Origin of the sequence: Mycobacterium sp. 852014-50255_SCH5639931 (genome assembly GCF_001665605.1) — a bacterium.
GTDB classification, from domain to species: Bacteria; Actinomycetota; Actinomycetes; order Mycobacteriales; family Mycobacteriaceae; genus Mycobacterium; species Mycobacterium paraffinicum.
The window spans coordinates 49172-65673 of the sequence record NZ_LZSV01000033.1 but is presented as its reverse complement, the minus strand read 5'-3'; the positions used below and the strand labels follow the sequence as shown (position 1 = coordinate 65673).

Annotated in this window: 3 protein-coding genes; 2 read left to right on the top strand and 1 reads right to left on the bottom strand. The window is 68.7% G+C overall.

The window, feature by feature from the left end:
• Window positions 1-111 precede the first annotated feature (111 nt).
• Window positions 112-12621, top strand: a complete 12510-nt coding sequence (locus tag A5758_RS19330; RefSeq protein ID WP_067743257.1) for a type I polyketide synthase — start codon at window positions 112-114, stop codon at window positions 12619-12621.
• Window positions 12622-12646: 25 nt separating this feature from the next.
• A complete protein-coding gene (locus A5758_RS19325; RefSeq protein WP_067743253.1) occupies window positions 12647-15244 on the top strand; it encodes a sugar epimerase family protein in 2598 nt (865 codons plus the stop codon).
• Here the strand turns inward: A5758_RS19325 and A5758_RS19320 are convergent.
• On the bottom strand, window positions 15241-16491 hold the full coding sequence (locus A5758_RS19320; protein WP_067743340.1) for a cytochrome P450: 1251 nt from the start codon (window positions 16489-16491) through the stop codon (window positions 15241-15243). The genes A5758_RS19325 and A5758_RS19320 overlap by 4 nt on opposite strands.
• Window positions 16492-16502 lie beyond the last annotated feature (11 nt).

Below are 16502 nucleotides of genomic sequence, written 5' to 3'. Positions count from 1 at the left end.
GCGACATTCTTGGGCCGGAGAGCGGCACGGCATCGCATCGTGCAGCAAATTCCGTGACTCGGCGAGAGTCGCATCGGGGCAGCTGACGGCCAAGTTAGGCGAGAGGTAGTGATGGCGGATCAACTCCAGCATGCGACCGAAGCGCTGCGCAAAGCGCTGGTCCAGGTCGAGCGCCTGAAACGCACCAACCGTGCGCTGCTGGAGCGGTCGAGCGAGCCGATCGCGATCGTAGGCATGTCCTGCCGCTTCCCCGGCGGAGTCGAGACACCAGAAGACCTGTGGCAGATGGTGGCCGACGGCCGCGATGTGATCACGGAGTTCCCCAACGATCGCGGGTGGGACCTGGCGAGCCTGTACGACCCGGACCCCGACGCCCGCCACAAGACCTACGCGCGGACCGGCGGTTTCGTGGACGGTGTCGCCGACTTCGATTCGGCCTTCTTCGGCATCGCTCCGAGCGAGGCGCTCGCGATGGACCCGCAGCATCGGATGCTGCTGGAACTGGCGTGGGAGGCGTTGGAACGGGGCGGCATCGACCCCAGCGGGCTGCGGGGCAGCGCGACCGGGGTGTTCGCCGGGCTCATCGTCCAGGGCTACGGCATGCTCGCCGAGGAGATCGAGGGCTACCGCCTGACCGGCATGACCTCCAGCGTCGCCTCCGGCCGGGTGTCGTATGTGCTAGGGCTCGAGGGCCCGGCGGTGTCGGTGGACACGGCGTGTTCGTCGTCATTGGTGGCGTTGCACATGGCGGTGCAGTCGTTGCGTTCGGGGGAGTGCGATCTGGCGCTGGCCGGCGGCGCGACCGTCAACGCGACCCCGACGGTCTTCGTCGAATTCAGCCGCCACCGGGGGCTGGCCCCCGACGGCCGGTCCAAGGCTTACGCCGGAGCCGCCGACGGCGTCGGCTGGTCGGAGGGCGGCGCCATGCTCGTCGTCGAGCGGCTCTCGGATGCACGGCGGTTGGGTCATCCGGTGCTGGCGTTGGTGCGCGGCTCGGCGGTCAATCAGGACGGTGCATCGAACGGGCTGACCGCGCCGAATGGTCCGTCGCAGCAGCGGGTGGTGCGTGCGGCGCTGGCCAATGCCGGCTTGTCGACGGCCGACGTCGACGTGGTGGAAGGCCACGGAACCGGCACCACGTTGGGCGACCCCATCGAGGCCCAGGCGTTGTTGGCGACGTACGGCCAGGACCGGTCCGAGCCGCTGTGGCTGGGGTCGATCAAGTCGAACATGGGTCACACCCAGGCCGCGGCGGGCGTGGCCGGTGTGATCAAGATGGTGCAGGCCATGCGCCACGAAATATTGCCGGCGACACTGCATGTGGACGTGCCCAGCCCGCATGTCGATTGGTCGGCGGGAGCGGTCTCGTTGCTGACCGAAGCGCAGCCCTGGCCGGCGAGTCGCCACGTGCAACGGGCCGGTGTGTCGTCGTTTGGCATCAGCGGCACCAACGCACACGTGATCATCGAGGCGGTCCCGGTGCCCGAGCCGCTGGCGGACCGGCCGCGGCCCGTTGCGGTGCCGTGGGTGGTTTCGGCGAAATCGTTGCCGGCGTTGAGGTCTCAGGCGGCCAGGCTGGCCGGACATCTGCGCGGCCATGGCGAGCTGGATGTCGCCGACGTGGCCTGGACGCTGGGGGGCCGCGCGACCTTCGAGCATCGGGCCGTCGTGGTCGGAGGCGACCGGGATCGGTTGCTCGCCGGGCTCGACGAGTTGGCCGGTGACGACCCGACCGGTTCGGTCATTCAGGGCAGCGCGGTGCCGGCGGGCAAGAACGTCTTCGTTTTCCCCGGCCAAGGTTCCCAATGGCTGGGCATGGGGATCGAATTGCTGGACACCGCACCGGTATTCGCGCAGCAGATCGACGCGTGCGCGGAGGCGTTCGCGGAATTCGTCGACTGGTCGCTGATCGATGTCCTGCGTGGCGTCCCGGGTCCCCCGGGCATGGATCGCGTGGACGTGGTGCAGCCGGTGCTGTTCGCGGTGATGGTGTCCCTGGCAGAACTGTGGAAATCGATCGGAGTCAACCCGGACGCGGTGATCGGCCATTCGCAGGGGGAGATCGCCGCGGCGTATGTCGCGGGCGCGCTGTCGCTGCGCGACGCCGCTCGGGTGGTCACGCTGCGCAGCAAGTTGTTGCGGTCGCTGGCCCACTCCGGTGGCATGCTCTCGATCGCTTGCAGCACCGAACGGGCACGGGAGCTGTTGGCGCCCTACGGCAATCGCGTCAGCATTGCGGCCGTCAACGGACGCTCGGCGGTGGTGGTATCGGGCGAAGTGGCCGCGCTCGACGAACTCGTCGGGTTCTGCGCCGACCTGGAGCTGCGCACTCGCCGGATCGACGTGGACTATGCGTCGCATTCGGTCGAGGTCGAGGCGATTCGGGATGAGCTGGCCGAGGCGCTGGCCGGCATCGAGCCGAGTTCCTCCCGCATTGCCTTCTTTTCCACGGTGACCGGAAACCGTTTGGACACGGCCGGTTTGGACGCCGCCTACTGGTATCGCAACATCCGGCAGACCGTGCAGTTCGACCAAGCGGTGCGCGCCGCATGCGAGCACGGGTATCGCACGTTCATCGAATCCAGTCCGCATCCAGCGCTCATTGCCGGCATCGAAGACACCGTGAACGACTGCCTGAAAGACTCGGCCGGCGACCCCGAGGCCATCGTGGTTCCCACCCTGGGCCGCGATGACGGCGGCCTCGAGCGGTTCCTCACATCGGCCGCCGCCGCATTCGTGGCCGGTGTGAGCGTGAACTGGCGTGGTGTGTTGTCCGGGGCGGGCTTCGTGGAGCTGCCGACGTACGCCTTTGACCGGCGCAGGTTTTGGCTGTCGGGTGAGGGCATCGGAGCCGACGCCGCGGGCTTGGGGCTCGGGACCAGCGGGCACGCGTTGCTCAGCGCGGTCGTCGAGCTGCCTGCTTCCGACGGGGTGCTGCTGACGGGTCGTCTGTCGCCCAGCCTGCAGGGGTGGCTGGGCGATCATGCGGTCTCCGGTGCGGCCGTTTTCCCGGGCGCTGGGTTTGTCGAGTTGGCGATCCGGGCCGGTGACGAAGTCGGCTGTTCGGTGGTCGACGAGTTGACGCTGCAGGCGCCCCTGATGTTGCCTGCCTCCAGTTCGGTTGCCCTGCAGGTGGTTGTCGGTCCCAGCGACGATTCGGGACGGCGCGCCGTCTCGGTGTTTTCCCGTGCCGACGCCGGTTCGGGATGGATATGTCACGCGGAGGGAGTCTTGAGCTCCCGGTCGATTGAACCCGGCGCCGATCTGTCGGTGTGGCCGCCCGCGGGCGCGGTCGCCGTGGACGTGGCCGACGGCTACGACCGGCTGGCCGCGCATGGGTACGGCTACGGCCCGGCGTTCCGGGGATTGACCGCGACGTGGGTCCGCGGCGACGAGGTTTTCGCCGAGGTGCGACTGCCGGACGCGGCCGGAGGTGCCAGCGGGTTCGGCGTGCACCCGGCCCTGCTCGACGCGGCGATGCACGCCGTCATCATGGCCCAGCAGGCGGCGGGCCAGCCCGTCGATGTGATGTTGCCGTTCTCGTGGCAGGACGTCTCGTTGCACGCCGCGGGTGCGACCGCGGTTCGCGCCCGGATTGCGCCGACCAACCGGGGCCCCCAGACCGGCGGGGGCGCTTCGATCTCGATCGAGCTCGCCGACGGGCTGGGCCTGCCGGTGTTGTCCGTGGGCGCGATGGTTGCCCGCCCGGTCAGTGAGCGGCAACTGCGCGCGGCGATGTCGACCTCTGGCCCCGAGCGACTGTTCGAACTGGCGTGGTCGCCGGCAACCGTGCCGGCCACCGCCGCCAACCCGGCCCCGGCCTACGAGATTCTGGAATCGGTTGCCACCGAACAGGATCCGGTCACCGCAACTTATGAGCGTACCCACCGGGCGTTGACCGCCGTGCAGTCATGGTTGACCGAGCGCGACGCCGGTGTGTTGGTCGTGGCAACTCGCGGCGCCGTGGGATTGGCGGGGGAGGACGTCACCGATCTGCCCGGCGCGGCGGTGTGGGGCCTGGTGCGCTCAGCGCAAACCGAGCATCCCGGCCGGATTGTCCTGGTGGATTCCGATGTGCCACTGGATGATTCGGCCGTCGCGTCGGCGCTCGCGGCCGGGGAGCCACAGATATTGCTGCGCAACGGCCAGGTCCATACGGCGCGGGTGCGGCCGAGCCGCGCAGTCGACGACCTCTTGGTCCCCCCGGGTGACGGACCCTGGCGCCTCGGTATCAGCAGCGCCGGCACGTTCGAAAATCTGCGGCTGGAGCCGGTTCCCAACGCCGACGCGCCGTTGGAGCCGGGTCAGGTTCGGGTGGCCCTGCGCGCTATCGCCGCCAACTTCCGCGACATCATGATCACCCTGGGCATGTTCACCCACGACGCGCTACTCGGCGGTGAAGGCGCGGGCGTGGTGGTCGAAGTCGGCCCGGGTGTCACCGAATTCGCCGTCGGCGACTCAGTTTACGGGTTCTTCCCCGACGGAAGCGGCACGCTGGTCGCCGGCGACGTCCGCCTGCTGCAGCCGATGCCGGCGGACTGGTCATACGCCGAGGCCGCCGCCATCTCGGCCGTCTTCACCACCGCGTATATGGCCTTCGTGCACCTGGCCGATGTCAAGCCGGGCCAGCGGGTGTTGGTGCATGCGGCCGCCGGCGGTGTCGGCATGGCCGCGGTCCAGTTGGGCCGGCATCTGGGTCTCGAGATATTCGCGACGGCCAGCCGGGGTAAGTGGGACACGTTGCGGGCCATGGGCTTCGACGACGACCACATCTCGGATTCCCGCAGTCTGGAATTCGAGGACAAGTTCCGGGCGGTGACCGGTGGCCGCGGCATGGACGTGGTGCTGGATTCGCTGGCCGGCGACTTCGTCGATGCCTCCCTGCGGCTGGTTGCCCCCGGCGGCGTGTTCTTGGAGATGGGCAAGACCGACATTCGCGATCCCGGCGTGATCGCCCAGGAATATCCGGGCGTGCGTTACCGCGCCTTCGACCTCTTCGAGCCCGGCCGTCCGCGGATGCACCAGTGGATGATCGAGCTGGCCGGGCTGTTCGACGCCGATGTACTGCGGCCGTTGCCGGTGACCACCTTCGACATCCGGCGCGCCCGTGCGGCGTTGCGGTACCTGAGCCAGGCCCGCCACATCGGCAAGGTTGTCATGACGGTTCCGGACGCCTGGGCGGCCGGCACCGTGCTGATCACCGGTGGCACCGGAATGGCGGGTTCGACGCTGGCCCGCCACCTGGTGACGCAACACGGTGTGCAGAACGTGGTGTTGCTGAGCCGCAGCGGTCCCGACGCGCCGGGCTCCGCGGAGTTGATCGCCGAATTGGCGGAAGCCGGGGCCCTGGTGCGCGCGGTCGCGTGCGACGCGGCCGACCGGGAGGCGCTGGCGGCGGCGATCGCCGAAATTCCGGCGAGCCATCCACTGACCGGGGTGATCCACGCCGCCGGTGTGCTCGACGACGCAGTCGTCACGTCGTTGACTCCGGAGCGAGTCGATGCGGTGTTGCGCGCCAAGGTGAATGCGGCCTGGAACCTGCACGAGCTCACCCGCGATCTCGACTTGTCGGTGTTCGTCATGTTCTCGTCGATGGCCGGCCTCGTCGGGTCGTCGGGGCAGGGTAACTACGCGGCGGCCAACTCCTTCCTGGACGCTTTGGCCGCGCATCGGCGGGCCCTCGGGTTGCCGGCGATCTCACTGGGATGGGGGCTGTGGGATCAGGCCAGCGCCATGACCGGTGGGCTGGACGCCGCCGACCTCGCCCGCCTCGGTCGCGACGGGATCCTGGCCCTGTCTTCGGACGAGGCGATGGAGTTGTTCGACACCGCACTGATCGTCGACGAGCCGTTCATGGCGCCCGCCCGCATCGACCTGAACGCGCTGCGTGCCCACGCCGCCGCGGTGCCCCCGATGTTCGCCGACCTGGTCAACGCGCCGGCGCGGCGCCAGGTCGACGACTCGCTGGCGGCCGCGAAGTCGAAATCCGCTCTGGCGCATCGTCTGCACGGGTTGCCCGAACCGGAACAGCATGCGGTGCTGCTGGACCTGGTCCGCTCGCACATCGCCACGGTGTTGGGTAACACCACGCCGGAGGCGATCGACCCGGACAAGGCGTTCCAGGACTTGGGCTTCGACTCACTGACCGCGGTCGAAATGCGAAACCGGCTGAAAACGGCCACCGGGCTGGCGCTTTCACCCACCCTAATCTTCGACTACCCGACACCGAACGGGTTGGCGGGCTACATCCGTAGCGAACTCGCCGGGGTGCCACAAGAAATCACGCCCGCCCCGGTCGTTCGCGCCGTCGGCGACGACCCGATCGTGATCGTCGGCATGTCGTGCCGCTATCCGGGCGGGGTGAATTCCCCCGACGATTTGTGGCAGATGCTCATCGAGCGCCGCGACGTGCTCTCGGAGTTCCCCGCCGACCGCGGCTGGGATCTGGCCGGCATTTACAGCCCGGATCCCGATGTTCCGGGCACCTGCTACACCCGCACCGGCGGCTTCGTGGACGGAGTCGCGGACTTCGACCCCGCGTTCTTCGGCATCGCGCCGAGCGAGGCGCTGGCCATGGATCCGCAGCAGCGGATGTTCCTCGAGTTGTCGTGGGAAGCCTTGGAGCGGGCCGGGATGGAGCCCGGTGCGTTGCGGGGTAGCGCGACGGGCATTTTTGCCGGGGTCTATACGCAGGGCTACGGCATGGGCGCCGCCCCGGCCGCGGAGGGCTTCCGCCTGACCGGGCAGTCGTCGAGTGTCGCGTCGGGCCGAGTGTCGTATGTGCTGGGGCTGGAGGGGCCGGCGGTGTCGGTGGACACGGCGTGTTCGTCGTCGTTGGTGGCGTTGCACATGGCGGCGCAGTCGCTGCGCTCCGGCGAGTGCGACCTGGCGCTGGCCGGCGGCGTCACCGTCAACGCCACACCCGACATCTTCGTGGAGTTCAGCCGCATGCGCGGGCTGTCCGCGGATGGCCGGTGCAAGGCCTACGCGGGGGCAGCCGACGGCACCGGGTTCTCCGAAGGCGGCGGCATGCTCGTCCTGGAGCGCTTGTCGGATGCGCAGCGTCTGGGTCACCCCGTGCTGGCGGTGATGCGGGGCTCGGCGATCAATCAGGACGGCGCCTCCAACGGCTTGACCGCGCCCAACGGTCCGTCCCAGCAGCGAGTGGTGCGCGCCGCGCTGGCCAATGCCGGATTGTCCGCGGCCGAGGTCGACGTGGTCGAAGGCCACGGCACGGGAACCACGTTGGGCGATCCCATTGAGGCACAAGCGCTGTTGGCCACCTACGGGCAGGACCGCGCCGAGCCCCTGCTGTTGGGGTCGATCAAGTCGAACATGGGACACACGCAGGCCGCTGCCGGTGTGGCCGGCGTGATCAAGATGGTGCTGGCGATGCGTCACGATCTGCTGCCGGCGACGCTGCACGTCGACGAACCCAGCCCGCACGTCGACTGGTCGATGGGATCGGTGGCGCTGCTGACCGAGCCGCAGCCCTGGAAGGCGAAACGTCCGCGCCGCGCCGGCGTGTCGTCATTCGGCATCAGCGGCACCAACGCGCACGTGATCATCGAGGCCGCGCCCGTCGAGGCCGCGTCCGTCGTGGAACGCGCCACGCTGCCGGTGTTGCCGTGGGTGGTGTCAGCAAAGTCGTTGCCGGCGTTGGGCTCTCAGGCCACGCGGCTCGCCGAGCACGTACGCCAGCGCGGTGACCTCGACGCCGGTGATGTGGCGTGGTCGTTGGCGGGCCGGTCGAACTTCGAGCATCGTGCCGTCGTTGTCGGTGCTGATCGCGAGCGGTTGCTGGCCGGCCTCGACGAGTTGGCCGCCGGTGAACTCGGATCGGTCGTCCAGGGCACGGCCACGCCCGGGGGCAAGACCGTCTTCGTCTTCCCCGGCCAGGGCGCCCAAATGCTCGGCATGGGCATGGGTTTGCACGCCGCCTACCCGGTGTTCGCCGAGGCGTTCAACACCGTCGTGGCCGAATTGGACCGGCATCTGCTGCGGCCGTTGCGCGAAGTCATGTGGGGCCACGACGAAAAGCTCTTGAACACAACCGAATTCGCCCAGCCGGCGTTGTTTGCGGTGGAAGTCGCGTTGTTCCGGTTGCTCGAATCCTGGGGTATCCACCCCGACTTCGTGCTGGGCCACTCGATCGGCGAGTTGTCGGCCGCGCACGTCGCCGGCGTCTTGTCGCTGGAGAATGCGGCGGTGCTGGTTGCCGCTCGCGGCCGCTTCATGCAGGCCCTGCCGGAGGGCGGGGCGATGATCGCGGTGCAGGCCACCGAAGAGGAGGTGGCGCCGCTGCTGGTGCCCTCCGGCGTCGGCATCGCCGCCGTCAATGGGCCCACGTCGGTGGTCATTTCGGGCGCCGAGTACAAGGTGTCCGCCATCGCGGGCCGACTCCGCGCCGACGGCCGCCGCGTCCACCAATTGGCGGTTTCGCACGCGTTCCACTCGCCGTTGATGGACCCGATGATCGACGAGTTCGGCACGGTCGCAGCCGGACTCGCCGTCGGCAAACCGGTGATTCCGATCGTGTCGAACCTGACCGGGCAGCTGGCGGGCGACGACTTCGCTTCGCCGGCCTACTGGAAACGCCACATTCGCGAAGCGGTGCGGTTCGCCGACAGCGTGCGCTTCGTGCACTCGGCCGGCGCAAGCCGCTTCCTCGAGGTGGGTCCCAGCAGCGGGCTGACGGCGTCGATCGAAGAATCGCTTGCCGACGCCCCGGTAATCACCATGTCGGCGCTGCGCAAGGACCGCCCGGAACCGGTGACCCTGACCAACGCCGTCGCGCAGGGATTCGTCGCAGGGATGGACGTGGACTGGCGAAGCGCAATCGGTAAAGCCAATTTCGTGGAGCTGCCCACCTATGCGTTTGAGCGCCGGAGGTTTTGGCTGTCCGGCGACGGCGCCGCGGTCGACGCCGCGGGTTTGGGGCTCGCGCCCGGCGAGCACGCGCTGCTCGGCGCGGTGGTGGAACTGCCGGCGTCCGGCGGGGTCGTGCTGACCGGCCGGTTGTCTTCCAGCTCGCAGGGCTGGTTGGCCGACCACGCCGTCGGCGGCGTCGTGCTGTTCCCCGGCGCTGGATTCGTGGAACTGGCGATCCGCGCGGGCGACGAGGTGGGCTGCGGCGTTGTCGACGAACTGAATCTGGCCGCGCCGCTGGTGTTGCCGGGCTCCGGGTCGGTCGCGGTGCAGGTCGTGGTCGGCGGTGCGGACGAATCGGGCACCCGTGCGGTATCGGTCTTTTCGCGCGCCGACGCGGGTTCGAGCTGGTCGTTGCACGCCGAGGGCGTGCTGCGCGCCGGATCGGTGCAGCCGAGCGCGGACCTGTCGGCGTGGCCACCGATCGGTGCGCACCCGGTGGATGTCGGTGACGGCTATGAGCGGCTGGCCGAGCGCGGGTATGGCTACGGGCCCGCGTTCCGCGGCCTGACCTCGATGTGGCGCCGCGGTGACGAAGTGTTCGCGGAGGTGACCCTGCCCGCGGACACGGGGGTTTCGGCGGCCGGGTTCGGCGTCCACCCGGTGATGCTCGACGCGGCACTGCACGCAGTGATCTTGGCGTCCGACGGCGATGAACTCGCCGAAGGTTCGATGCTGGTGCCGTTCTCGTGGCAGCAGGTGTCGTTGCACGCCGCGGGCGCGACGGCGGTGCGGGCGCGGATCGCGCCGGTGAGTGATTCGGCGGTCTCGATCGAACTCGCGGACGGACTGGGCCTGCCGGTGCTCTCGGTGGCGTCGATGGTGGCCCGGCCGGTGACCGACCAGCAGCTGTTGGCGGCGGTGTCGAATTCGGGGCCGGACCGGCTCTTCGAGGTCATCTGGTCGGCGCAGCGGTCGACGTCGGTGCAACCCGTCTCTGTGTCGTATTGGGGCGCAACAGAATCGGATAGCGCCGAGGCGCAACCGTCGGCGGTGGTGTTCGAGTCGGCGCCGGTGGCCGACGACGTCGTGGCCGACGTATACGCGGCCACGCGGGCGGTGCTGCCGGTGCTGCAGTCCTGGCTGGCCCGCGACGGGGCGGGGACCCTGGTCGTGGCGACCCGCGGGGCAATGACATTGCCGGGGGAGGACGTCACCGATCTTGCCGGCGCGGCGGTGTGGGGCCTGGTGCGCTCGGCGCAGACCGAGCACCCCGGCCGAATCGTGCTCGTCGACACCGATGGTCGGTTGGACGCGGAGTCCGTCGCCGCGGTTTTGTCGGTCGGCGAGCCGCAGGTACTGATGCGCGGCGGGGCGGTGTACACCGCGCGGGTGCTTGGCAGTCGCGCCGTCGGCGGCCTGCTGGTGCCGCCGGCTGACGGGCCGTGGCGACTGGGTATGAGCAGTTACGGCACGTTCGAGAATCTGCGGTTCGAACGCATCCCGGACGCCGACGCCCCGCTGGCGCCCGGGCAGGTTCGGGTCGCCCTCTCGGCCCTGGCCGCCAACTTCCGCGACGTGATGATCGCGCTGGGGCTCTACCCGGACCCGGACGCCGTCATGGGCATCGAGGCATCCGGCGTCGTCATCGAAACAGGTCCGGACAGCGCGCGTTTCGCGGTCGGCGACCGCGTGATGGGCTTGTTCCCCGATGGCACGGGCACGATCGGCAGGACCGACCAGCGCCTGCTCGCCAAGATGCCGGTTGGATGGTCGCACACTGCGGCCGCCACCACCACGGTGGTATTCGCCACGGCCTTCTACGCGCTGGTGGACCTGGCCGCCGTCAAGCGGGGCCAGCGGGTGCTGGTGCATGCCGCCGCCGGTGGGGTGGGAATGGCCGCGGTGCAGCTGGCCCGTCACCTGGGCCTGGAAGTGTTCGCCACCGCCAGCCGCGGTAAGTGGGACACATTGCGGGCCATGGGCTTTGACGAGAACCACATCTCGGATTCCCGCAGCCTGGACTTCGAGGACAAGTTCCGGTCGGTCACCGGTGGGCGCGGCATGGACCTGGTGCTGGACTCGCTGTCCGGCGACTTCGTCGACGCGTCCCTGCGACTGGTCGCCCCCGGCGGCGTGTTCCTGGAGATGGGTAAGACCGACATGCGCGAGCCGGAAGCGGTCGCTCAGGAACACCCCGGTGTTCGCTACCGCGCCTTCGATCTGTTCGAGGCCGGCCCGGACCGCATCGCGCAGATACTCGACGAGCTGGCCACATTGTTCGGCGACGACGTGCTGCGGCCGTTGCCGGTGACCAGGTTTGACGTGCGCCGCGCGCCGGCTGCGTTGCGGTATCTGAGCCAGGCCCGCCACGTGGGCAAGGTCGTCATGACCATGCCGGACGCCTGGGCGGCCGGCACGGTATTGATCACCGGTGCCACCGGGATGGCGGGTTCGGCATTGGCCCGTCACGTGGTCACGCGCCACGACGCACGAAACCTGGTGTTGGTGAGCCGGCGCGGTCTCGACGCGCCGGGCGCCGCCGAACTGGTGACGGAACTCAACGCCGCCGGCGCCCAGGTGCAGGTGGTGGCGTGTGACGCCGCCGACCGCGAGGCACTGGCCAAGGTGATCGCCGACATTCCGGTGCAACGGCCGCTGTCGGGTGTGATCCACGCGGCCGGCGTACTCGACGACGCGGTGATCTCATCGCTCACTCCCGAGCGGGTGGAGGCGGTGTTGCGGGCGAAGGTCGATGCCGCATGGAACCTGCACGAGCTGACCCGCGACCTCGATGTGTCAGCGTTCGTGATGTTTTCGTCGATGGCGGGGCTGGCGGGAGCGTCGGGTCAGGCCAACTACGCGGCGGCGAACTCGTTCCTGGACGGGTTGGCCGTGCACCGGCGCACGCACGGACTGCCCGCGATGTCGCTGGCCTGGGGCCTGTGGGATCAGGCCAGCGCCATGACCGGAGCGCTCGGTGCCGCCGATCGTGCCCGGTTCGGCCGCGACGGAATCGTCGCGATGTCCGCCGACGAGGCGCTCGAACTGATGGACACTGCGCTCATCGTCGACGAGCCGTTCCTGTTGCCCGCCCACATCGACCTTGCCGCCTTGCGGGTCAAGTTCGACGGCGGGACGCTACCGCCGATGTTCATCGATCTGATCAACGCGCCGACCCGGCGGCAGGTCGACGATTCGCTGGCCGCGGCGAAGTCGAAATCGGCTCTGCTGCAGCGCCTCGAAGGGCTGCCCGACGACGAGCAACAGGCGGTTCTGCTGGACTTGGTGCGTGCCAACATCGCCACCGTGCTCGGCAACTCCAGCCCCGAGTCCATCGATCCGGACCGCGCATTCCAGGAGTTGGGTTTCGACTCGCTGACCGCGGTGGAAATGCGCAACCGGCTGAAATCAGCTACCGGCTTGGCTCTGTCGCCCACGCTGATCTTCGACTACCCCAACTCCGCCGCGCTGGCCGGTTACATGCATCGGGAACTCATCGGTGCGGCCGAGCAACAGAGTCCCGCCGCCGCGCCCGGGGAAGCCGAAATCCAGCGCGCCGTGGGGTCGATCCCGGTCAAGCGCCTGCGACAGGCCGGGGTGCTGGAGCTGTTGCTCGCGTTGGCGAATGAGGCCGACGGCGGTCGAGCTGACGGACAGTCGCCGCCCGCCCCGGTGACCTCGGAGAAGGACATCGCGGACATGGACCTCGAGGATCTGGTCAACGCGGCGCTGATGGACGACGACGAATAGCCATGAACGTGCGCAGGGCCAATCAGTGAGAATCGCCGTCACCGGCGCCGGCGGCGTGCTCGGCCGGGGCCTGACCTTCCGCTTGCTCAGCCAGGGCCACGACGTCATCGGATTTGCCCGTCATCGACCCGAAAGCTGGCCCAGTGCGGCTGAATTCGTCGCGGCCGACATCCGGGACACCGATGCGGTCACCCGCGCGATCGCCGGCGCGGATGTCGTCGCCCACTGCGCGTGGGCGAACAGCCCGGGCGCCGACGCCCGGATCAGCCACCAGGTCAACGTCGAAGGCACCCGCAACGTTCTGCAGGCGATGGCCGAAACCGGGGCCAGGAGGATCGTTTTCGCATCGTCGCCGCATGTTTACGGCGGGGGAGACGCGCCGAAGACCGAGCACGATGCGAGAACGCCGGTCAGCGCAGACGGCCAATGCAAGGCCCGGGTCGAGGGGATACTCGAGGAGTCGGGACTGGAATGGGTCGCGGTCCGCTCCGCGCTGATTGTCGGCCGAAACGTCGATAATTGGGTGCGTCGGGTGCTGGCGTTGCCGGTATTCCCCGACGGGTCGGCCGACCGTCTCATGCAGGTCGTCCACCTCGACGACGCCCTCAGACTATTCAACCGGGCGATCGTGGACACCGGAATCGGCAGTGGCCCGGTTAATCTCGCGGCCTCGGGCGAGCTGACCTTCCGGCGCCTCGCCGCGGCGCTTGGACGCCCGGTCGTGCGGTTGGGCTTTGAAGTCGCCGAGCTGCAACTGGTGCATAGCGCGGCGTTCATGGATACCGCGCGGTTGCGTGAGCAGTGGGGCTTCCGGCCGGCGTGGAACTCCGGTGAATGCGTCGAAGATTTGGCGCTCGCGGTGCGCGGCCGGGTGACCGTGGGCAAGCGCGTGGTGTCGCTGCCCTGGCGGATGGCCCACATAGGCGATCTCCCTTCCGTCGACGCGCCGACAGAGGACGGGGTGAAACCCAATTGGGCTGGCCCAGCAGGAGATAACGGGGAGTTCGATACCCCGATCGACCCGCGTTTTCCGACCTTCCTGGCCACCAATTTGTCGGAGGCGCTGCCGGGCCCGTTCTCGCCGGCGTCAGCATCGGTGACCGTGCGCGGACTGCGCGCCGGCGGTGTGGCCATCGCCGAGCGGCTGCGGCCAGGCGGGATCGTCCAGCGTGAAATCGCCACACGGACGGTCGCCGTTTTCGCCCACCGGCTCTACGGTGCCATCACCTCGGCGCATTACATGGCCGAAACCGTACCGTTTGCCAAGCCTGCGATGATCGTCAGCAACAGCGGATTCTTCGGCCCCAGCATGGCATCGTTGCCGATCTTCGGCGCGGAGCGCCCACGCTCCGAAACCGGCCGCATCCGAAAGCAACTGCGGACCGTTCGTAACATCGGGGTATTCGGCGTCAACCTCATCGGCCTGTCCGCCGGCTCGTCGAAAGACACCCACGAGTTCGTCGCCGATGTCGATCACCTGGAACGCCTGGCCGACGACGTCACCCGGCTGGACGATCGCCGGCTGCTCAGCCTGATCTCGTTGGCGCGCGACGACGTGGTGCACGGCTGGGTGCTGGCATCCGCGTCGTTCATGCTGTGCGCCGCGTTCAACGTCCTGCTGCGCGGTTTGTGTGGGCGCGACACCGCCGCGCCGGCGGGACCGGAACTGGTCAGTGCGCGATCGGTCGAGGCAATGCAGCGGTTGGTGGTTGCAGCACAGCGCGACCCGAAAGTGACGGCGCTGCTGGCCGAACCGGGCGAGCGGCTGGGCAAGCTGGCCGTCGAGGCGCCGGAGTTTCACGCCGCCGTACTGGCCGAGCTGGCGCTGATCGGGCATCGTGGCCCCGCCGAGCTCGAGATGCTGTCGATCAGCTACGCCGATGACCCCGAGTTGCTCGTCCGGATGGTGACCAGAGCGATGGGCGTCGCGCCGCCGCCCCAGCCCCAGCGGGCCCGGATTCCACTGCACGCCAAGCCGATCGCACAGCTGGCAGCACGCCAGCTCCGCGACCGCGAGGTCCGCCGCGACAAGGTGGTGCGGGCCAACTGGGTGTTACGCGACCTCATGCGCGAGTACGGGCGCAGGTTGGTCGAGGCCGGAACGTTGGATACCGCCGACGATGTGTTCTATCTGCTCGTCGACGAGCTCGATGCGCTGCCGCCGGATGTCGGCGAGCTGGTGGCCCGGCGCCGTGCCGAACAACGCCGGCTGGCCGCCGTGGTTCCGCCGACCGTGTTCAGCGGGAGCTGGCAGCCAACCGCAACGACGTCGGCGGTTCTCACCAGCGGTGAGACGCTGCGCGGTGTCGGCGTGTGCGGGGGGAGGGTGCGCGGCCGGGTGCGTATTGTGCGGCCGGAAACGATCGACGACCTGCAGCCGGGCGAAATTCTTGTCGCGGAGGTCACCGACGTCGGGTACACCGCGGCGTTCTGCTATGCCGCCGCTGTGGTGACCGAACTGGGCGGTCCGATGTCTCACGCCGCCGTGGTGGCCCGCGAATTCGGGTTCCCCTGTGTGGTGGACGTGCAGGGAGCCACCAAGTCGTTGCCGCCCGGCGCCCTCGTCGAGGTCGACGGGACTACCGGGGAAATCGAAGTGCTTGAATTAGCCCACGGCGATTAGTAGTCGGCTACGGCATCGAATTCGATGTCGAGATCAAGCGGCCCGCTCAACCCCAGCATCGGTTTCCAGCGTGACGTGGCGAGGCGGCGCGGGTTCGGTATGCGCCGGGCGAGGATTTTGAGGGCCCCGGCAAGCTCCGCTCGGGCGAGGTTTGCGCCAAGGCAATAGTGGGCGCCGCCCCCGAAGGTCAAAATCGGTGGCGGGTCGTCCCGGGAGATGTCGAATCGGTCCGGTTGAGGATAGATCTCTGGATCGCAGTTGGCCGCAAAGGTATTCACCGATATGAAGGTGCCGGCCGGAAAGGTGTAATCGGCAAAGGTGACATCTTCGAGGGCCATGCGAAGAGTGGCACATACCGCCGGTGAATGGCGCATGCATTCTTCGACGGCCCGCATCGCGAGGTCGGGATGGTCGCGGAGCAAGGCCAGCTGATCGGGATGATCACACAGCACATGCATGGACGCGGCCAGTTGATTGCGGGTGGTGTCGGTACCGGCGCTCAGAATGCTGAATGCCAGCATGCGCATTTCAGCGTTGCTGAGTCGGTCGCCGCCATCCTGGGCGCGAATCAATTCCGAGATCAGGTCGTCGGTCAGCCGGCTGCGCCTGTCGGCAATCATGTCGTCGATGTAGGCGTCGAACTCGTCCCACGCCCGCATGACGACGTCCTGTTCCTCGACCAGGTTGGAGTCGAGTCTCACGATCTTGAAGATGTCCTCGGCCCACAGTGAAAACTGCTCCCAGTCCTCCGGCGGTGCGCCCAGCAGCGCGCAGATGATCGGGATCGGGTAGGGGCGGGCAATGTCGGTGACGAAATCACACCGGCCGACTGGGCCAGCTGGAGCGACCTGGTCGATCAACCCGTTGATCACCGCGTCGATGGTGCCTTCCATGCGCGCCGAGGCTCGCGGGGTGAACGCCTTGGACACGAGGCTGCGCAGGCGTCGATGTTCGTCGCCTTCCATGCCGAGGATGGTGCCGAGCACCCTGTCGTAGAGCGGGCCGGACGTTATCCCGCGAGCCGTCATGTGCAGCCCGGGCGGGAACACGAACCGGGGGTCGCGAAGCATTGCGCGGGCGAGCTCGTAGCCGAGCACCTCGGGTCCTAACGGCCCAATGGCCATCGGCGACTGCTTTCGCACCTCGTGGATACGCGGGGCGACTTCGTGCACAGTTTCGGTGATGTCGTAGTGCAACGTCGGGAGCCCGGCGTCGAAGACGCTGGGCGCTGCGATGTCGACGGTCATGTTGCTGTCCC